Below are 19,307 nucleotides of genomic sequence, written 5' to 3'. Positions count from 1 at the left end.
GGGATGGTGCAGATGCTATCAAGTGCCAGCGTGACAAGTGCTGTATCTGGTTCAAATTTTCTCTCGTCATGCGCAAGGCGTCCAATTGCATCAACTTGAAACAGCAATGCCGCATCGGTCGGGAACGGGTTGATCGGGGCCTGATTAGGCAGCTCATTCAGCCACCAGTTTTCCGCAAATGCGCGGTCAAAGGGGGCAAGGCCTGTCATCATCTGATAAGTTTTTAGGGCGCCGAGCAAATAGTCCGGATTGCGGATTTCGCGCCACATTGTGGCCTCAAGAAGCGCCAGCATCCTTGGTTCAAGAATATTCCGCAGCGAGCGATCATAAGCCAATTGGTTGGCGTGGTTGATTTCACTTTTGGCCGAAGGCCCCGCCACCGTCAAAGCGTTCCCCGCAATTTCTGTTTGGCTGCCGATAACGTCAGTCATTGCTGCTAGCGCAAGGTTAAGGTCGAGCGGATCAACAGGTGCTTGGCGGGCAGCGACATTGGCAAGGCGACCCTGTAGCGCGGTAAGTTGGCGTTCTTGATCGGCAATGCCGCCGGAATAACGCATGTATGAGAACAGAAACAGCAAACCCGCCAGAATGCTCACAAGTGCAGAAGTGGCCAGCGTGCCGCGCCAAACCCAGCGGCGACGTTCTTCGGCTTTGGGGTCAAAGGTGCCTAGGCCAGCCTCGGGGAAGATCAGTTCCGATAAAAGGTTGCGCAGAAAGAACGACCGTTTTTCACCGTGCTGACGCGTTTCGGGGGCATCCGGACGTAGGCCAAAAGCACCGGCAATTGCACCCACCATGCGGTCAATTGGCGAGCCTTCTTGCGTGGCGGAGGTAAAGTAAAACCCGCGCAACCACGCGCTTTCTTCATAGCGGCTCTCGCCAAAGATGGTATCGATCAAGGATTTCAGCGACCCGGTAATTGCATCCATCTGCGCCGGAAAGCGGAACATCTCACCACGCTCAGACAGAGTGTTACCCTGGGCCATCCGCTGGACCAGACGATCCTCAAGCCCACCCAGTAACGCTTTCATTTCGCGCTCGATGGTCACGCCGTCAACCCGCGTTTCGGTTGCCAGCGTCGCCCCCCAGACCTGTTCACGTTCCTGCGTCGTTAGATCATTAAAAAATGCCTCGAACCCCGGCACAAGGTCAGCCTTGGTAATCATCAGATAGACCGGCAACTGAATCTCCAACCGCTCGCGCAATTCAGCCAGCCGCTTTCTGATTTCGCGCCCGTGCTCGCGCACGCTTGCCTCGTCTTCCATCAGTTCCTGCAACGATATGGTCAGGATCACCCCGTTCAGCGCACGTCGACCGCGATGCTTTTTAAGCATATCAAGGAAACCCAGCCATTCGGCGGCATCAACATCCGGCTCGCTTTGCTGTTGAACGTATCGTCCGGCGGTATCGACCAGCACCGCGTCTTCGGTAAAGAACCAGTCGCAATTACGAGTGCCGCCAACGCCCTTTAGATCATCTGACAGATCAATTGGGAAATGCAGACCCGATTGACGCAGGGCGGTCGTTTTGCCTGTTCCGGGCGGGCCGATGATCATATACCACGGCATTTCACGCAAAAACTTGCGCCCGCCCAGTTTTGATCGTTTCATCTGCTCCAGAATTGACGCGAACTTTTGGTTCACTTCGGCCAGGTTTTCTTCTCCCGGCGCATGTTCAGGTTCATCAATTGGCGCGGCGAGTTCGGCTACAAAAACCTGATTGGCTTTGGCGGCGCGTAGCTGTTTGAACAACATTCGTATCAGCCAGAAAATGACAATCACGCCGATGACAATCACGCGGGTCAATTCATCCGCCAGCGGTTCGACCGCGCCAACGCTGACCAGCGGCCCGTAAAGCCAGATCAACAGGCACAAGATTACTATCCCGATGAGCGTCCAAAGGAATCGAGAAAAAATAAAGCTAAATATGGTTTTCAAAAATCCCATGCCCTAAAGCCTCTTCTCAATGATGATTTCAACCCGCCGGTTGCGCGCACGTCCTTCGCGGGTGCCGTTATCGGCGATAGGTTCGCTGGCGGCACGGCCTTGCGATTTGACCAACTCGGCAGGAACCCCAGCTTTGATCAACAACGCTGCAATTGCTTCTGCACGGGCCTCGGACAAACGTTGGTTTGTCGCAAATGGATTGCTGCGTTGAACCGGAATGCTGTCTGTGTGGCCGACAACTGTTACACCGCCAATGACTTCGCCATTGTCCAGAATGGATTTGGCGATAGAGGCGATTAATGGCGCATATTCTTTATTCAGGCTGGCTTTGGCCGACCTAAATACTTCGGGTGATTTGGCCTGCACAACCACAATTGCCAATGAAATGTCTTCGCGTCCGCTTAGGGCTGTGCGGGTGTTTTCGGGGGCGGCTGCGGTGATGACTGGTAGTAGTTCGATCAATACTGGCGTAATCGTAAGCACGGGGGGCGGGGCGGTATCACGAACCGGTCTGAAGATTACAGCTCGCTCGTTTGGTGGTAGAAAACTGACAAGTTTATATAGCTGTTCACCTTTGTTCGACAGCTGGATGCCCAGCAGAATGTAGGTTGCCGTCATCAAGGCCAGCGCCGCCACCCCGATAGTCCAGAGCGGTATGATGAAACGCGGAGGTTCGTCCGCGGCTTTTACCCCCACCCAATTCGGTGACAGGGGTGCCGCGTCCTGATCGGGGCGGCGAAGGGTGCGGGCGATCGTGCTTCTGATCTGGGTTAGCGCCCCTTCGCCAGCGGCACCGGTGACGCGGTGTTTGCCGCGAAACCCCAGCGATAGGCACATATATGCCAGCTCCAGCATATCGCGGTCGCGGTCTGGGTAGCGCTGCAAATCCTCGACCCGATCATAAAACCGCTCGCCCGCATCGACATCGCCGTAAAGCGTTACCACAAGCGGCTGACCGGGCCAATCACTGTGCCCACCCCAAGGTGTGTTCATTGCCAGATCATCCAGCAGTGCCGCAACAAACCACGCCCCCTGATCGGCACGGGTTAATGGCACGCCTTCGCCCACTGCTGCATCGCGGGCGTAGGTCAGGTTTTCAAGCAACCGCGCGCGTAGCACTTCGGCATTATCGGGTGCCTGCGCACGTTCCAGTTCCGGCGCAAAGCTGAGCAATGCAGAAAAGGCTTCGATCAACGCGTTGCTATTGGCGCGGGTTTGGCGCACACGTTCAATCGGCTCGCCGCTAGCCGATGCATTACCCGACATTGCACCATGTGATGACCCACGCGTAGGCACAACAGGCTGACGCTTGCTTTTGGTGGGGCGGATACGGGTGCGTCCCGCATCATTGGATAGCCCGAATGGGTCATCTTTGGTCATGGCTTACCTATTCACTGCGTAGCAATCTATCTCGGGTTCGTTCTCCAGCTTGCCAGAAACTCCGATGACAAACCCGGGCGCATCTATCAATGACGCCCAGTGTTCTGATTTACGGTCCAGTTCCAGACACAATCGGTCCCCGTCATACGGGATTTCACGCGGTTGCGAGTGGAGCGGGCGAAGTGCAATACCGGGCAGGCGGGATTTCCACAGCTTTTCAAATTCATCTGCTGCCCCGACGGTTGCCTGATCAACAAATATCTTGCGCATCATTTCTTCGGACATATCCGAGCCTACACGCACAACAATGCGACTGTTTTTCAGCAGCTCCGGGTTATCGAGACGCACCTTCCACACGTTCTTGGAATGGCGCGCTACAGGCAGTGCGCGCGATTTCGGTTCAACATGGCGCAGCGACAGAATGAGCGAACGCAAAGTGTCGACCAATGCCTCGAATGCCGGCTGCGGGTCAATATGATCATAGACCGGAAACTCTGTTAGGCGGCGCGAGTTAGACCCGAAAGTCGCCATGCGTCCAGCCAGTCCGGCCAGCTCCAAAAAGTATTCTGCGGGATGGAACAAATCATTACTTTGCATATGCGCGATACGGGGGCGGGCGGTATTGGCCAACTCTAGGATCAGCAGGTTTTCAATTGACCGCCCTGCCCCCCCCAGAACCAGTCCGCTGTGGGCCTCGGCGATACGATCAAGACCGGTAACAAGTTCTTTGGCGAATTGCGCATACCTTGGGGCAGCGGCCATGACCAATGCAGGGGGCAAAAACCCATCGTCCAAGGCAACTGCCCCGTCAGATTTTATCCCGTCAATCCGTGCGATTGGCAGGCTGATATATCCGGCGGCATCCTCTTGAGGCAGAATAATCAGGGGGGCCAGCCGCGCGACTTCTATGTCTTCAGGATCAGCCCCTCCACGGATGGTATCACGCACGGTGGTCATCTCGCCTCGCAATCGCGCACCGCTTGGTTCAGCATGGGCAGCATCTATTGTTGCCTTGCCTGGTGCTTCAAGCCCAATAGCCAGCGACACAAGGCCGGATTCCGATTTTGCCGTTACCGGCACGACTGCAGGTGGATCCATCGTTTCAGGAATGGCAAAGGGGGTGCCGTCAGGAAATATGCCCCGTGCTGTTTCAATCCCGATGCGCCCTGCTTCAAGCGCTGTAGAATCCAGCGTCAGGCTGCGAAACCCGAAATTTTGCAACGCCGAGGCCTGCATCGCACCATGCACTAACCCCTCGACATACCGGTCTTGTTGTTGAAGGTGCTGCGTTCTTAAGAACAACCCTTCGGACCAGACGACTTTGTTTTTGTCTGTCATCAGACGGCTACCCTTTTCTTATACGGAGACAAGCGAAATACCGCTTGACCCGACCGTTATTGTGACGCCCGCATCACCTTTGGCAGGCGTAGCTACTTTTGAGCGGAATATTTTTCCGGCTGGGCTGCGGAAACCGGCGATAACGCCAATAAAAGCTGCACCCGCCTCGATGCCGATCACTTTGCTTGCCGACGTACCAGCAGTCAGAACAATCTGATCCGCCTTTAGCAAATCGCCACCCAGTGCTGCGGATGGGTTTTGCAGCGCGAAAAAATCGGCACTATCAAACGCAGCCGAACTTTTTAACTGGACCACAGTTAGCGTTAAGGGACGATCACTGCCATCCGGACCGGGATTCATACCTGATGTCCCGTTCGCGCTGATTGTCACAGCACCCGGCCCTTGGGGGCCACCACAAGCACCAAGTGTCAGCACTGCGCCACTGGAAATCACAAAATTACGTCTGTTAATCGTCATATCAATTCCTCCTGTTTTGTTCATATGCGTCTCTAAAATCTGACCCAACCTCACCCAAAAACCGGTCTTCTGCCGCTTTGGCAATTTCCTGATATCGTTCTTCATACAGCTGCCACAGCTTCGCACTTTTCCCGCCAGCGAGCAGTGCCTCGAGCAGGCCGGTGTTTTCCATTTCTTTTTCAATTGCGTCAGGATCAAAGTTGTCGATCATCCGGCGCAATGCAGACTGGAGCGCGGTCCAGGTGCGTAGCTGATGGTCTGCAAGGTCACGAAAAGCAGCCTCAATCGCGGCATCAGGTTCAAGATACCCTTTGCCGCGTGGTTTTATCAAAGCCTCAAGCGCATCATCTGTGGTGGCTAGAAATTTTAGCGGATTAACATCCTGCGCCCCGATGATTGTCTGGGCCACACGCACGTTCTGCTTTTCTTTGGCGCGGGCGCGCAGCATATGCATCACCCCACCGACCAACAGGCGAAACCGTTTGCCCATTTCGCGCATTTCATCGGCCTGATTGGCAACGGGGATCATATCATCCCCCAAACCCAACCCGTCAAAAAAGGCAGCAAGCAGCGCATCCTGCTGCACCGGTACCGGTACAGCGGCAGGTTCTACCTTTGCTGGCTGTAGTGGAGGTGCCGGAGGATCAGCAGCAACGGGGGCGGGCTGGTGAACGGGCACTGGTTCGCTTGGGCTGAAGACCGGATCAAGTGTGAAGGCGTCATCAAAAAGCGGGGGCGCTGTTTCTTGTTCCTTGGGGGTCTCGAACCCGTTCTGCACGCCGCTATTGCCCTCGAATGGGTCGGGCAATGTTTCGGGTCGCTCGGTGCGCTCAACAGGTTTGGATTTCATCGAAAAGAAATCGTCATCCTCGAACCCGATAGAGGTCGAAGGTTTGCGCACGTGGTGGGAACTGCTACTGCTAGTGCTGGCGGGGTTTTCCTGTTCTAACTCGATCCTTATTACGAAGTCACCCATCCTCAGGCGCATTCCATTTTCCAGTTCGACCGAATTTCCGGGGCCGAGTGCGGTGGTGGTCCCGTCTACAAACAGCCCGCCCGAACTGGCATCTGTCACGCTGAACTTCCCGTTTTGATCTGAAATCACACAATGATGGCGCGAAATGAATTTGTCGGGATCATCAATCTGCCAACCAGCGTCATCGCCCCGCCCAATTGTCAACTCGCCCCCTTGATAAACATGGGTTTTTGCGTGTTGCCGATGCGGTGCGTGTTCCAGAACAAGGGTCAATGTCATGCTGCCGCCCCTATATTATCAACTGTTTCAACTGGTGCTGTGATCCGAACCAGCCGCAGGTCTTCTGCGTCTGTCCTGTTGTCTGGGTTTAACCATATGGTGCGGCCCAGTTGACACGCCCCCAAGCGGGCTTCGGGCACTTCGGTTTTGTCTAGAACCAGCCGCAGATCGTATTCGGTTTGCAGGCCAACGGCATAGATGATTGCATGACGCAGGCGTGCAATAGCATCTTTATCCGAAAACAGTTCGGTGAACTGTGTCAGCGAAAGTGGGCCAATCTGCAGTTCGGCGCGATCCTGACGTCCAAAGCTGCGTTTGCCAACCACCAGATTTGAGCCAAGTTGCGGATAAGCCGTTCCAAGACGTGATTGCAGCGCATTGGGGATATCGGTCCAGACACCAATAAATTCCCGCACAGATACTGGCGCGCCAAGGGTGTCAGCCAGATAGTTTGACAACCGTTCAATCCCATAGGCTTCGTTCGCTAGTGACGTGCCATGGCGTAACTTCTCACTATCTTGACTGAAGCGGTCTTCAATCTGCCCAAGCATAGCAATACCGGATAACGCACGAAATGTTGCGCCAACACGCCCGCCACCATCATAGGCAAACTGCACTTCCATCTGGGCATCGCCCCAAGCCCGCCAAAAGAGCGTGATCATTCGGTGTTGAAGCAGATTACAGAAATTCAGGAATGCCCTGTCCGAACTTGCGCCTTCATCCTCGCCACTAAACCAACGATTTGACAGCCGGTTCATCACCCAGCGGGTAAGATGCAGCGGCATCGGGCCTTCCGGTCCCAGCAGGCCCAACACATAGACATTGATGATAAGTTGTCCGGTTTCCTCGTCCCATTCAATTGCCTCAATGTCGCGGGTGGCAAAAGACAGGCGCACACCTTGCCCCAGACGCGCCGGCTCGCGTGTGGGACCCCCAGTGCGGCCAAAGCGTTTTCCCGGGCTTTCTACCCGCTTGAGCAGTTCGAAAAAGCTGGTGACTTTAGCCAGCTCGGCATTAATCTTTAGGGCTGTTTCACCATCTAGATTATTTTCCGGTTGCCGGGTGTCATTGGCCATACCACATCCTCCTGTTCTTGGGTCAGGAAGGAACGGGTTCTAACAAATGAATTGATCGAGGCGTGACGGGCAAACAGTTTTGAGAGCAATGCCGAGAGCAACAGCGAACTATTTCCAACCAGTATGGAATCGTCGATATGCAGCGTGATGTCGATCCCGTGGCCAAAACAGATCGGGCCAGCAATCCCCAATCGTTCAACCACAGGTTTGGAGGAAATCTCTGTGATAGACTTCACATGCCGCGCCAGGCGCGGATCACCACGGTCTGCATAAAGATCCAGCATTGCGCGCAACGGTTCTGCATCTTTGCCTTCTTCCGCCAGTGACAGGTAATTCAGACTAAGCTGGGCAATCAGGCGCCACGCGATATCATCCATTTGCGCCTCGGCCCCTATGGATTGTGGTGCGCGCAGGGATAGGGAAGGTCTTGGTCGTTGAAACGCCTGTAGCAATCTGATTTCGCCGACCGGATCGCCGCTTTCCATTGTCAAAGTTGGTGCATCATCCAGCACACATAAATCGCGGTTTGTGCAAAGTGCGCGAATATCAAGGCGCTTTAGCGTTGGTTGTGTTGTTGCATCAGGCATACGCGAAACCGATACAAAGAAATCATCGCCTGGATACCCTGTACGGGCCTGTCCACGCCGAATTTCGTCTTCGCCCGGGCGTCGTGGCCGCCGCTCGGTTGCATAAACATACCCGCCACCGCGCTTTTGGCTGGCGGAATATAGCGGCTGGATACGGGCCTCGGACCCATCGGAATCCGCATCTTCAACCCGCAATAGGCGATAAATCTCGAAATCACGCAGGCGTGTGCGGTCCGCATGAACCACGTGGCTGTGAGTGCGCGGGTCAAGTTCAACAATGTTACATTCTTTTTCAAACAGATTGACCAGCGGTGTGGTGAACAACTGCAAATCGTCCATGTCTATATCTGAAAGGCTCGGGCGGGCCTCGTTCAGCAACAGCACACATTCGAGAGCGCAATCCTCGCACTCACTTACAACAGGCAATAAGCCCGCCAAACGGGCATAGTAAAACCGTTCAGGCATCAGGAAATATTCGCGCAGCAACCGGTAGCCTTCAAAGGCGGCCCGCACGCGAGGCAGCATGGCTTCGTTGTCCTGAATTCCAATCATTTCTGGTGGATTTACAGACTTAAACGGGCCTGATTTTTTGCCACGCGACGGACGCACCTTGATGTTGTGGCAATATCCAAAGATTGCGTCAAACAACGCGCCGCCACGGGATTTTCCACCCAGATAAATATCAAGTTGATCAAGGGTCAGGCTGGATAATTTTCCTGCACCTGTCGCTTCCACTGTCAGGCGGATACCTGCCACCGCTTCGGAAATATCATTGTCGGATAAACCGACAGCCTTGAGAGCGCCCGCGTCTTGCAGGTATTCAACACTCGCCAGTTTGACGGGCCATAGTTGGACATCTTGCGCAGTTGTGAATGTCGAGCGGGTCGACAACCCTTCGCGCAGGCCCGAAACGAGGCGTGCACCCTTTTTGACAACATGGCCCGAGAGCATAGTTTCAACCTGTGGTCCCGGCGTTAGCTGTGCGATGGTCATGGCGGGGGCTGGGCCGGTCAGGTCAGGGTATAGCGCGTCCAGAAGGTTGCGCACATAGCGAGTGCTTTCTGAATCTACCTTGGCGCGTGTGCGAGCAGCGAGAAAAGCAACACCCTCAAGCAGCCTTTCAACATAAGGGTCGGGGCAAGGCACAGTATCAAGCGACAGGTTGCGTGCCACTGTTGGATTCATTGTCGCAAATTCCGCTGCTTGATCGCGGATATGTGACAGTTCGTCCTCGTAATATGATAGAAATGCACGATCCATTAGCTATCCTCAAATGCAGTTATGGCCTGCCCGTTATCTAGATCGATTGTTGTTGAGAGCCGGAGTCGCTCGGGGACAGGTGACAACATCAACACGCCATCAATCTCGATTTTCATACCGGTCTTCTTGTTGATGTTAACCCGAACCTTGATCGAGTCACGCTTTAACCTTGGCTCAAACACAGCCAGCACGTCGCGGAGCTCGCGGGCCAAGCGATCACGGTCGAAACTATCCCCGGTTTTGCCGGTAAACGACGGCACACCATAATTCACCACACTGCGCCGAACCAACGGGAAATCTGCCAACAGCTCGGCGGGGGAAGTCGTGTTTGCCATCTCGTGATCAGTCAGCAAAAACTGTGCCTCTAGCCGCTCGATGTTGAACAGCATTTCAATGTCTCGCCGAACGGCCTCGCGTAGAACATCTGCGGTGACCACGATGCCGCTCGCCTCAAGGTGTTTGCGTCGCGTGGTTTGCGCAATCAACTTGTGTAGCCGTTTACGCGTATCGTCATCCAGATCATCCGCCTGCTCGACCGCCCTTGCGCCACCTTTTAATATTTTTTCCAGTTTTTCTTTTCCAAGCGCCTTCAAAAGTGCCGTGTGCTGGTAACCGGATTCAGCAACCAGCCCAGGCAAATCGTCGATAAGGCGGTCCCACAAACTTGGTTGGACCGCCTCGCGTCGGGATTGAAGATCAGTGTTGGTATCTGACATTTGATTTTCTTTACACAGAGGGTTTAGGCACCCGCCACGATGTCATATTCTATCTCATGCTCGTCACCGGCCGAGCCATCTTCGGCCTGAACAGTGTAAAGAATTTTGACCTTCTCGAATGCGATAGACACTTTTTCGGTGATCATCTGAACGTCTGGATCACTGCCGTCATTTTCCATATCATAACCTGAAATAATGCAGTTCGTCATCGTGATCGTCAGATAGTCCAGATGCGCCTCGCCTGAATCCTTACGTGCGTAAAAGATCATTTCCGGAAATGATGTGCCGCGCATACTGGAATGTGCCAGATAGGCCGATGCCGCATCATACCATTTATATACCGTCAGGCTGCCAACTTCGGCGCGGGCCTGTGTTAGCCCGCTGCCCATTGATGTGCCGCTCTTTTGTGCGATCTTCCAATGCGCCCCGTGAACATCAATTTGTTCTTCATGTTCCGCGCGCAAAGATTCGCCCGGAATTTCGGCGATTTCCAAATATCCAGTAATTCCCATGTCTCTATTCCTTCCTTAAGTAAATAATTATGCAAATTTGGTGAGAACCCTTACGAGCCCTTCACCGATGGAAGTTCCGATACTAACCGGAGACTCGCGTTAATCCCTTCAAGTTGGTAGTGGGGCCGCAGATAAAAACGCGCGTTGTAATAACCAGGTCGGCCTTCAACGCTGTCGACTTCTACTTCGGCCATCGCCAGTGGACGTTTGGCTTTTTGCTTGTCAGTTGCCATTGCCGTATTCGCCAGCACGTATCGGTTGATCCACTCGCTTAGCCATATCTGCATATCGCCACGTTCTTTGAACGTGCCGATCTTGTCACGTGCGATTGCCTTCAGGTAGTGGGCAAAGCGGCAGACAGGGAACAGATAAGGCAGGTTGGCCGATAGTCGTTCATTAGCCTGTGCGTCCGGGTCGACCAGACGGCCTGCACGGGCTTCGTCGTCTTGCAGGGAATGGGCGCCGATAAAGGCAGCCAAATCCGTGTTTTTGCGATGCAGGATCGGCATCAGACCCAGCTTGGCCAACTCGGCCTCGCGGCGATCATCAATGGCGATTTCGGTTGGGCATTTCATTGCCACCGAACCATCATCTGTTGGAAAGGTGTGCACCGGTAAATTGGTCACCGTGCCGCCTGATTCAACGCCCCTGATTTGTGTACCCCAGCCATATAGTTTGTGGCTGCGGTTGATGTTAACGCCCATCGCAAAGGCCGCATTCATCCACGTATACCGGTTATGATCACCCGCAACGTCTTCCTCATAGTCAAAGCCTTTGACCGGTACTGTTTCCGCACCATATGGCAAACGCGCCAGAACGCGTGGCATGGTCAGGCCAATATAACGCGCGTCTTCGCTTTCCCGTAGGCTCTGCCATGAGGCGTAATCAGGCGACGATACAATCTGTTCCAGATCTTGCGGATTGGGCAGTTCCTGCCAGCTATCCATACGGAACAATTGCGGCGCCGCGGCTGCAATGAACGGCGCATGGGCCGAGGCACAAATGCCCGACAGGTTTTTCAATAACCCAACATCACGCGGATGTTGCGAAAACTCATAAGCACCGACAATTGCGCCAAATGGCTCACCACCAAACATCGAATATTCATCGGAATATATTTTCTTGAAGGCGCCGGACTGATCCCACATCTGGCCCTCGTAATCCTCCAGATGATCCGCCAACTCGTCCTTGGTGATATTCATCACCCGGATTTTCAGCTTTTGGTCGGTTTCGGTATTGTTGACCAGATAGTGTAACCCGCGCCAAGTACCTTCCATTTCGCGCACTTCGGGGCAATGCATGATTTCATCCATTTGCGTAGACATCATGCTGTCGATGCCGGCGATCAGAGATTTGATTGACTTGACCGCATTCCCCGAAATCGTTGCCGAACCGGCCTTTTCAGTGGCCGCAAGCGCAAGGTTCTGCACCAAAGATTGCAGTTTCTCGCTTTGCGATTCCTTGACCCGAAAGTCTTTTTCCAGCAGCGCGCTGAATTCACCTAGGTCTAATGCTTCTGCTTCGGCACCACCTGCGTCTTTTTCTTTTGCTTCAGCCATAATTATTCCTCCTCTGCGCCAGCGGATTTCATTGCTTCTTCGGCGGCTTGTGCCAGAAGCGGTTCATTGGACAACAGTTGGGCCACACGTTTTTCCGCGTCTATTTTGCCGTCCATATAACCCAGCAACTCTTCCAGTTGACGACGAGTTTTCAGCAGTTCGGCCATTGCCGGTACCTGCTCAGCCACTTTATCTGGGGAAAAATCGCCCATGTTCTTGAACGAGACATCTATGAATATCTCTTCGTCCGCTTCTTCACCTTCTTTGGTCGGCAACTTGTTTGGAACACGTGCTTTTATGCGTGGTGCCAACGCACCCATGAATTTATTAAATCGCCCGGCATCGGTTTCGACAAACGCGCGGTCGACAACGGGTTTCTGGGCTTCTTTGGTTTCAGATGCCCCTGCCAGATCTGCCATAACGCCCATCACAAATGGCAACTCAATTGTTGTCGGGCTTCCGTAATGTTCAACGTCATAGGCAATTTGCACACGCGGTGCGCGATTGCGTTCGATGACCTTTTGTTTGCTATCACTCATTGAATTGGCCTTTCCTGTTAAATTCTTTTAATTCACTTTCCTTTGTCATTCACACCCGCAGCGTTGCGGAATTCTTTCATGCCGCTTGGCGCGACCTCGTTCATCAGCTCCATAAAATCCATTGGCACCATGCGCCGCATGCGGCGTGCTAAATGCGGGATTGGGCTTGAGGGTTCGGTGCGCTCGTAAAACGCAATAATCATATCCAGATATTTCTCGACATCTTTGCGCGTTGATATCGTGCCCGGTGCGGAACGTGATCCTTTGGCAACGGCATCTTTTGAAGGGGTTATTTCGATCGGTGTGGTTTCTGTCTCCATCTCCTCGTCTCCGTTCTCTGAAACGGCAAGCGTCAATGCCACCCGATCTAAAAACTGCGCCAGCGCATTGAATTTAACGCCTGCACCATTCCCGCCCAGTTTTTCCGACAATTTTGATTCAAGTGCCGTTAATGCGGCCACGCAATCAGTGACGCCCTTGCGCAATGCCTCCATTTCCTCGGCCTGCTCCGAGGCATAAGCACGGCACGAAGCCTTAACACGGCTTACCAACTCACCATGCTCAGCACTTTGGGCTTCTTGTTCTGCCTGACCTAGCCCAGACGGGCCTTCGCGCAGAACTTGATCTGCATTCATTGTGCCACGTGCCAAATCTTGGCCAGTTACCGGACCAAGACCGCGCAGGGTAAAAACGGGCAAATATTCCATATCGCCCAGCAGGCCGGTTTCATCATTCTCCAACTGCATCAATGCATTTGTGCGGCGAAGTGCAGATTCTTTTGGGGTAGGGCGGTCTCGTAATGTTGGGTGCAACGTTTCCCAAAACGCGTCAATCAGCTGGGTCATCGTGTCCAAACCTTTGGCAAGCCCCGCAAATTGGTCGGTGTGATACAAAGACCGCGTAACGATCACCAGCAGACGTAAATCCTGTCCTTCGGCGGCAAGCTCGATTGACTTTGTCTGGACGTCATCCCAATCGACCGATGTCGAAACATCGGGGCTGGTCTCATCGGACGCAGTTCGATTCTCTTTCGCGGCAGGTGCTATCAAGCGTTCGATAGCATGGAACCGTGCGTCATTTCTAAGGTCGACTCCGGATGGGATGCCATTTTCCACCGGAGCAAGGAAGTGATGTAATTCCACCTTCGCCCCACAATCATTATGCAGATATAAAAAACAAGTATAAAACGGATATTTAAGTTACTTAACGTAAACCACTGTCGCAAATAACAACGATTCGTGCAACGTAGGGAAATCCTTACCTTCTTGCGTCAATAATCCGCGTAGCAAGGCCAACAATTTCTCCTTGTCCGTTTTGCAATACATCACTTAGGGCCTGAGCCACCGAAGCGACGCTTTCTGTTCCCGGTCGGCGGGTGTCAAACAGGGGTTCCTTTGACAGGATGGCAACAATTTCGCTTTTGCCAAAATCCTCCTCGGAAACCAGAAATGCGCGCAAATTCTGATCGGCACGAAATGCGGCAACCGAATGTAACACCCGAATGCGACGCACCCCCCCTTCAACTGTTCCAAGATTGCCCAGCGAATGTTCGGTCGCATTGATATTTGGCAAGATGTGATAAACCTCGCCATCGGTGTCGATGATCATAACCCATAGCGAGCCTTCCGAAATGTTTGACGGCATCTGCACCTCGACAATCGGATTTTGTCCTACGGTGAAAACGCCTGACAAGTTTGGCGCACCTGTATCCCCGTCACCCAGCCAGATCGAGATGTTTTGCGTTGGAACTGTTGGCAACACATTGCGAATTTTGCAAATCTCATCATTCAAGGAATTGGTATCAAACCTCAGCTTTCGGTCCCCAATCACCGGAGTTAATATCTGTTCGATGCTTTTGGTGTCCTGCAAAGACATTACATTTCCGGTAATAACAACAGTATCTGACAGGGAATACTCGGCCTCAATGCCTGCTGCTTGCACAAGTGGGCCGCATGTTTTCAAACTGTCCAGCGCTGGCTGAATGTTGGTAGCCAGCAGGTTCTCCGGACCGGCGGCCACATCAGTGAAAATGTCATATCCGGCATTGGCCGCCCAGCTTTTCAAAGCAACCGCAACTGTGTTTCGTGCGGCAATATCTGGGGCCAAACCGGTAATCGTAACGCGCGTATCATTAACCTCAATTTGCCAGCTTATTAATGGCTTTAGAAGGTGTAGCGCACCCTGCATATGCTTGGGCCAATCTATCGATGGCATACCCGTTGCCAATGATATGGTAGAAGAAGCAGGATCAGCCCCAGTTGCCGTGCGATATGCACCACGCAACACAGCCTCGGCTTCGGTGTTTGGGGCATTGGCAGTTAGGGTGCGTTCGCCAGCCGGATCAAATGCAGCCGACAATCGATAGGGCGCAGCCACTGGCAACGGCTCTTTGATGTAATCGTCCAGAAGACCGGAAAAATACAAACCAGCAACTGCGCTTACGATAACCAGCACACCGAAAAATTTGCGTAGAGTGCGTCCCGCCCCGCCCGTCCTGTCTTTGCGTTTCCTGGCCGCGGCTGGTCGTGATTGACGATCTAGCGGCTTTAGGTCCTGCCCAATCCGGTCCAATAGCGTTTGTGCGTTTGCGGGCCGGTCACTTATTTCGGGGGCAGACATCCAGTCAATCAACCCCTTTAGTGGCTCTGGCACATCCGAGGTATCCAATGGAACCTGCTTGCGGCGTACGATCTCGCCCGGGGTTGCACCAGGGAAAGGAATCTCGCCGCGATACGCGGCCAATAACAACGCGCCCAAAGAATATATATCGGATCGTTCTTCAGCGTGCCCGTCCAATTGCTCGGGGGCAGCATATTCGTATTTTCCGGCAAATTCATTGCCAACGATTGTCCGTGCACCGGTTGTGGTGTCTTTGGCGATGCCAAAATCAATGATCACTGCGGCCTCGGGGGTGCCACCACGCAGGATGATATTATCGGGCGATAAATCACGATGGACAATGCTGCTTGCGTGGGTTGCGACCAGTCCCTCGGTCACGCGATGCGCAATGATAAACAGCTCTTTTGCATCAACGCGACGCGATACCATCAGGTCATTCAACGAAGGTCCGTCAATGAAGTCCATTACCAGAAATACGTGCCCCTCGTCGGTGCGGGAACACTCGGAATACCGCACCACAGAGTCGCTGATGATGCTACGCATTTGTTCCTCGCGCTTCATCAGTTCAATGTAGTCTGATCGGCCGGAAAACTGCGCGTTCAGGGCCTTGATCGCAACAACCCGGCCGACAATCTGATTGCGGGCCCGATACACTTCTCCTGTGCCTCCACGCCCCAGGATTCCCTCGATCTCGTAGGTGTTATTCAAAATCTGACCGCGCTGGAAAATATCTGACTGCATTGGGTCGATCATGGCAGGCACTCCGGTGGAAACACGCGCATCAAGCGCAAAAAACTCGCATTTTATATAAATTAAGAATACGCTGACCTTACGGAAGTTCACCCAAGCATTTCAACAGTGAACCTCTTCAAAATTGAATTTAGCAAAAGGGGGCACATATTATGGCCCAACGTGGTTCACAGGAAACTGTAAAACGAAAAGAGCTTGTAAGCAAGCTTAACCCATTGTGCTTAAAGGCATTTTCATCTGCCGCCCAACAGGCAAAATCGCGCGGAAACCCCTATGTGGAATTGATACATTTTGTAACTGAACTGCTGCGAAGCGAGCATTCTGATTTTGAGATTCTAGCGCTTTCTGCCGGAATAGATTTAGATAAACTTGATTCTGATCTGGCACGGGCGACTGATGCCTTGCCGCATGGCGCATCATCAGTCGAGGAGTTTTCAGACCATATTTTTCGGGCCATCCAAGAGGCCTGGAATTTTGGGTCGCTTGAATTTGGCGATGAAGCTGTGCGGTCTGCCTATCTGTTGCTTGGTGCACTTCAGGTGCCGGTACTGGAAGGGTTACTGTATAAGATCAGTCTTGAGTTTGACAAGATTGACGCAGCCGCAATGGCGTCACAACTAGATGAACTGCTGGTTGATTCTGTCGAAGGATTAAGTGACGGGGCAAAGCCGGTTGAGAAAAAGAAACCGGGTGGCCAATCGGCGCTGGATCAATTTGCAACCAACCTGACAGAACGTGCACGCGCAGGCGAAATTGATCCGGTTGTCGGGCGCGATATGGAGATCCGGCAAATCATTGATATCCTGATGCGCCGCCGCCAGAACAACCCGATTTTGACGGGCGAGGCTGGTGTTGGCAAAACGGCAGTGATCGAAGGGTTTGCGCAGCGTTTGGCGCGCGGCGATGTTCCACCACAACTGCGTGCGGTCGAGTTACACATGCTGGACATCGGTTTGATGCAGGCCGGAGCCTCGGTAAAGGGCGAGTTTGAAAAGCGTCTAAAATCGGTGATTGAAGAGGTGAAAAGTTCGGACGTTCCAATTATCCTGTTTATTGACGAGGCCCATACGTTGATCGGGGCTGGTGGTGCTGCGGGAACAGGGGATGCGGCCAATTTGCTAAAACCACCACTGGCGCGTGGCGAGTTACGCACAGTCGCCGCAACCACATGGTCCGAGTATAAAGAACACATCGAAAAAGATCCGGCCCTGACCCGCCGGTTTCAGGTGGTAAAAATTGAGGAACCCTCGGAAGAAGCCGCCGTCCGCATGTGCCGCGGTGTGGCGGGCGTGTTGGAAAAACACCATCTGGTGGAAATTCTGGACGAAGCAATCGAGGCCTCTGTTGGACTGTCGCATCGTTATATTCCGTCGCGCCAGTTGCCAGACAAAGCAATCAGCCTACTAGATACAGCCTGTGCCCGTGTCGCAGTTTCCCAACATGCGACGCCAGCACAGGTCGAGGATATCGAGCGCCGCCAAGCCTCGCTTGAAATCGAAAAACGCATCGCTGAGCGCGAAGAGGCTATCGGCATTGATGTCACCGAACGGATGGAAAAGATTACTGCCGATCTGGCGCAAGCCGAAGCAGATATGGCTGTTGCAAGCAAGCGATGGGAGGTCGAAAAAGGGCTGGTTGAGGAAATACTGGAATTACGTGCCCAATTGCGCGGGGCGGGGCAGCCGCTTGACGATACTGGCGAGATCGGTGAAACGCCATCCGAGGAGGAGGAAGTTGAGGCAGATGAAGAGTTGCCCAAGCCTGCCGCCTTGTCCGACGAGGATAGGGACGAGAAGCTCGAACTTCTGCGCGCCAAAAACACCGAATTGGCCGAAGCCCAAGGTGAAAAACCTTTGATCCTGCCGTCGGTTGATCGAAATGCTGTGGCGGCAGTCGTGCAAGACTGGACAGGTATCCCCACGGGTCGGATGCTGGCCAGTCAAACCGAACGCGCCTTGCAATTGGCGGGCATTTTATCGGAACGTGTAGTCGGGCAGGACCATGCGATGGAAATGATCTCGAACCGGATACAAACCTCTTATGCCGGTTTGGGTGCGCCGGAAAAGCCAATCGGCGTATTTATGCTGTGTGGGCCAAGCGGTGTGGGCAAAACCGAAACTGCATTGGCGCTGGCCGAAACGTTGTATGGTGGCGAACAAAACCTGATTTCGATTAACATGAGCGAGTTTCAAGAGGCGCATACCGTATCGACCCTGAAAGGTGCGCCCCCCGGTTATGTGGGGTATGGTAAGGGCGGTATCCTGACCGAAGCGGTGCGGCGTCGCCCATACTCTGTGGTATTGTTGGACGAGGTGGAAAAAGCCCACCCCGACGTGCATGAAATTTTCTTTCAGGTGTTCGACAAGGGCATGATGGACGACAGTGAAGGCCGCCGGATAGATTTCAAGAACACGCTGATATTGCTAACCTCGAATGTTGGTTCAGATGAAATTATGGCGATGACTGATGATGGAAAGAAAAAGGTCGATCTGGATGAGCTGACCTCGGCCTTGCGCGCGCCCTTGTTAAAGGAATTTCCGGCGGCGCTGTTGGGGCGTGTTGTGACGATCCCCTATTATCCACTGTCTGACGAAATGATCGAGGCAATCGCTGGCCACAAACTGCGCTCAATCGCGGCGCGTTTGCTGGACGGACATGATGCGGAATTGGTAATTGGCGACGGCACAATGGACCTGATCAAGGCACGCTGCACCGAGATTGAAAGCGGCGGACGGATGATTGATGCAATTCTGACCAATACGCTGTTGCCAGAACTTAGCCGACAGGTGTTGAACCGCACGCTGGAGGGCGAAGTACTATCCAAAGTGATCGTGACCGGCAGTGACGCGGGCTTTGGCTATAGCTTTGAGTAGATGTTAGCCAGATAGCCGCGTCAGTTCGGCAGAAAGTGCGCGCGCGTCAGCAATGGCACGGCGCAAGGCGGCGGCGTTTTGCGGGTTGGCGCTGATCACTTCCTGCACGTCACGCTCAGATGCGGCGGTTAGTTTCACCCCGTTGGCCCGCAGCGCAGCACGCTTCTGGATGATCTCGGTTTTCAGGTTACTGTGCTGCCCGCGCAAGGCTGCAAGCTGGCCAGTCAATTTGGCATTGCGGACTTCAGCATTGGCCAGATTTCCCTCGCGCTCGTCCACACGCGCCTGATAGCCGCCACCAGCCAAACCATTCACGCCGTTAAAGAACCCCCCGTCAGCAGGGTCTTCCGATGTTGCGCAGGCTGAAAGCAACAGTGTTATTGCTACGAGGGGTTTTGATATTGAAATTGGGTTTTTCAT

At 53.5% G+C, this 19,307-nt stretch carries 15 protein-coding genes; 1 reads left to right on the top strand and 14 read right to left on the bottom strand.

Going from position 1 to position 19,307, the window contains the following annotated elements; translation table 11 throughout:
• From tssM to ACWB12_RS03030, 13 genes are all read right to left on the bottom strand, one after another.
• Window positions 1-1,874, bottom strand: a 1,874-nt coding sequence (tssM, locus tag ACWB12_RS03090) for a type VI secretion system membrane subunit TssM (RefSeq protein ID WP_479528594.1), incomplete at its 3' end; no start/stop codon positions are given.
• 75 nt (window positions 1,875-1,949) lie between these two features.
• Window positions 1,950-3,326, bottom strand: coding sequence for a type IVB secretion system protein IcmH/DotU (icmH, locus tag ACWB12_RS03085; RefSeq protein WP_479528593.1), 1,377 nt, complete (start codon window positions 3,324-3,326; stop codon window positions 1,950-1,952).
• Window positions 3,327-3,329: 3 nt separating this feature from the next.
• Window positions 3,330-4,664: a type VI secretion system baseplate subunit TssK gene (gene tssK / locus ACWB12_RS03080; RefSeq protein WP_479528592.1), complete on the bottom strand. Its 1,335-nt coding sequence runs from the start codon at window positions 4,662-4,664 to the stop codon at window positions 3,330-3,332.
• 18 nt (window positions 4,665-4,682) lie between these two features.
• Window positions 4,683-5,141, bottom strand: a complete 459-nt coding sequence (tssJ, locus tag ACWB12_RS03075) for a type VI secretion system lipoprotein TssJ (RefSeq protein WP_479528591.1) — start codon at window positions 5,139-5,141, stop codon at window positions 4,683-4,685.
• A gap of 1 nt (window position 5,142) precedes the next feature.
• On the bottom strand, window positions 5,143-6,396 hold the full coding sequence (gene tagH, locus ACWB12_RS03070; protein ID WP_479528590.1) for a type VI secretion system-associated FHA domain protein TagH: 1,254 nt from the start codon (window positions 6,394-6,396) through the stop codon (window positions 5,143-5,145).
• The gene (gene tssG, locus ACWB12_RS03065; RefSeq protein WP_479528589.1) at window positions 6,393-7,472 is read right to left on the bottom strand and encodes a type VI secretion system baseplate subunit TssG; all 1,080 of its coding nucleotides are present in this window, start codon (window positions 7,470-7,472) and stop codon (window positions 6,393-6,395) included. Before tssG ends, tagH begins: the two co-directional genes overlap by 4 nt.
• Window positions 7,436-9,319: a type VI secretion system baseplate subunit TssF gene (gene tssF, locus ACWB12_RS03060; protein ID WP_479528588.1), complete on the bottom strand. Its 1,884-nt coding sequence runs from the start codon at window positions 9,317-9,319 to the stop codon at window positions 7,436-7,438. Before tssF ends, tssG begins: the two co-directional genes overlap by 37 nt.
• Complete coding sequence (gene tssE / locus ACWB12_RS03055) at window positions 9,319-10,035, bottom strand: type VI secretion system baseplate subunit TssE (protein WP_479528587.1); 717 nt, start codon at window positions 10,033-10,035, stop codon at window positions 9,319-9,321. Before tssE ends, tssF begins: the two co-directional genes overlap by 1 nt.
• A 23-nt stretch (window positions 10,036-10,058) precedes the next feature.
• Window positions 10,059-10,547 carry an Hcp family type VI secretion system effector gene (locus ACWB12_RS03050; protein WP_479528586.1) on the bottom strand — a complete coding sequence of 163 codons (489 nt, stop codon included), beginning with the start codon at window positions 10,545-10,547 and terminating at the stop codon, window positions 10,059-10,061.
• A 50-nt stretch (window positions 10,548-10,597) separates the two neighbouring features.
• Window positions 10,598-12,106, bottom strand: a complete 1,509-nt coding sequence (gene tssC / locus ACWB12_RS03045) for a type VI secretion system contractile sheath large subunit (protein WP_479528585.1) — start codon at window positions 12,104-12,106, stop codon at window positions 10,598-10,600.
• Between the two features lie 2 nt (window positions 12,107-12,108).
• Window positions 12,109-12,645 carry a type VI secretion system contractile sheath small subunit gene (tssB, locus tag ACWB12_RS03040; RefSeq protein ID WP_479528584.1) on the bottom strand — a complete coding sequence of 179 codons (537 nt, stop codon included), beginning with the start codon at window positions 12,643-12,645 and terminating at the stop codon, window positions 12,109-12,111.
• 32 nt (window positions 12,646-12,677) lie between these two features.
• A complete protein-coding gene (locus tag ACWB12_RS03035) occupies window positions 12,678-13,787 on the bottom strand; it encodes a type VI secretion system protein TssA (protein WP_479528583.1) in 1,110 nt (369 codons plus the stop codon).
• A gap of 115 nt (window positions 13,788-13,902) precedes the next feature.
• Window positions 13,903-16,017 (bottom strand): protein kinase domain-containing protein, encoded by a 2,115-nt coding sequence (locus ACWB12_RS03030; protein WP_479528582.1) that lies wholly within the window; start codon window positions 16,015-16,017, stop codon window positions 13,903-13,905.
• 149 nt (window positions 16,018-16,166) lie between these two features.
• Between ACWB12_RS03030 and tssH the strand changes: the two genes are divergently transcribed.
• Window positions 16,167-18,887, top strand: a complete 2,721-nt coding sequence (gene tssH / locus ACWB12_RS03025; RefSeq protein WP_479528581.1) for a type VI secretion system ATPase TssH — start codon at window positions 16,167-16,169, stop codon at window positions 18,885-18,887.
• A gap of 3 nt (window positions 18,888-18,890) precedes the next feature.
• Here tssH and ACWB12_RS03020 read toward each other — a convergent pair whose 3' ends face one another.
• Window positions 18,891-19,307, bottom strand: a complete 417-nt coding sequence (locus ACWB12_RS03020; protein WP_479528580.1) for a hypothetical protein — start codon at window positions 19,305-19,307, stop codon at window positions 18,891-18,893.

Source organism: Profundibacter sp. (assembly GCF_056498605.1).
Note: the sequence above shows the minus strand (reverse complement) of the source record. Positions and strands in the feature narration are given on the sequence as shown.

Coding starts and splice junctions, on each gene's coding strand:
- tssB (WP_479528584.1), bottom strand. CDS start 12,645: ATGAGTGATAGCAAACAAAAGGTCATCGAACGCAATCGCGCACCGCGT.
- tssJ (WP_479528591.1), bottom strand. CDS start 5,141: ATGACGATTAACAGACGTAATTTTGTGATTTCCAGTGGCGCAGTGCTG.
- tagH (WP_479528590.1), bottom strand. CDS start 6,396: ATGACATTGACCCTTGTTCTGGAACACGCACCGCATCGGCAACACGCA.
- tssC (WP_479528585.1), bottom strand. CDS start 12,106: ATGGCTGAAGCAAAAGAAAAAGACGCAGGTGGTGCCGAAGCAGAAGCA.
- tssF (WP_479528588.1), bottom strand. CDS start 9,319: ATGGATCGTGCATTTCTATCATATTACGAGGACGAACTGTCACATATC.
- ACWB12_RS03030 (WP_479528582.1), bottom strand. CDS start 16,017: ATGATCGACCCAATGCAGTCAGATATTTTCCAGCGCGGTCAGATTTTG.
- ACWB12_RS03050 (WP_479528586.1), bottom strand. CDS start 10,547: ATGGGAATTACTGGATATTTGGAAATCGCCGAAATTCCGGGCGAATCT.
- tssE (WP_479528587.1), bottom strand. CDS start 10,035: ATGTCAGATACCAACACTGATCTTCAATCCCGACGCGAGGCGGTCCAA.
- icmH (WP_479528593.1), bottom strand. CDS start 3,326: ATGACCAAAGATGACCCATTCGGGCTATCCAATGATGCGGGACGCACC.
- tssG (WP_479528589.1), bottom strand. CDS start 7,472: ATGGCCAATGACACCCGGCAACCGGAAAATAATCTAGATGGTGAAACA.
- tssH (WP_479528581.1), top strand. CDS start 16,167: ATGGCCCAACGTGGTTCACAGGAAACTGTAAAACGAAAAGAGCTTGTA.
- ACWB12_RS03020 (WP_479528580.1), bottom strand. CDS start 19,307: ATGAAAAACCCAATTTCAATATCAAAACCCCTCGTAGCAATAACACTG.
- tssK (WP_479528592.1), bottom strand. CDS start 4,664: ATGACAGACAAAAACAAAGTCGTCTGGTCCGAAGGGTTGTTCTTAAGA.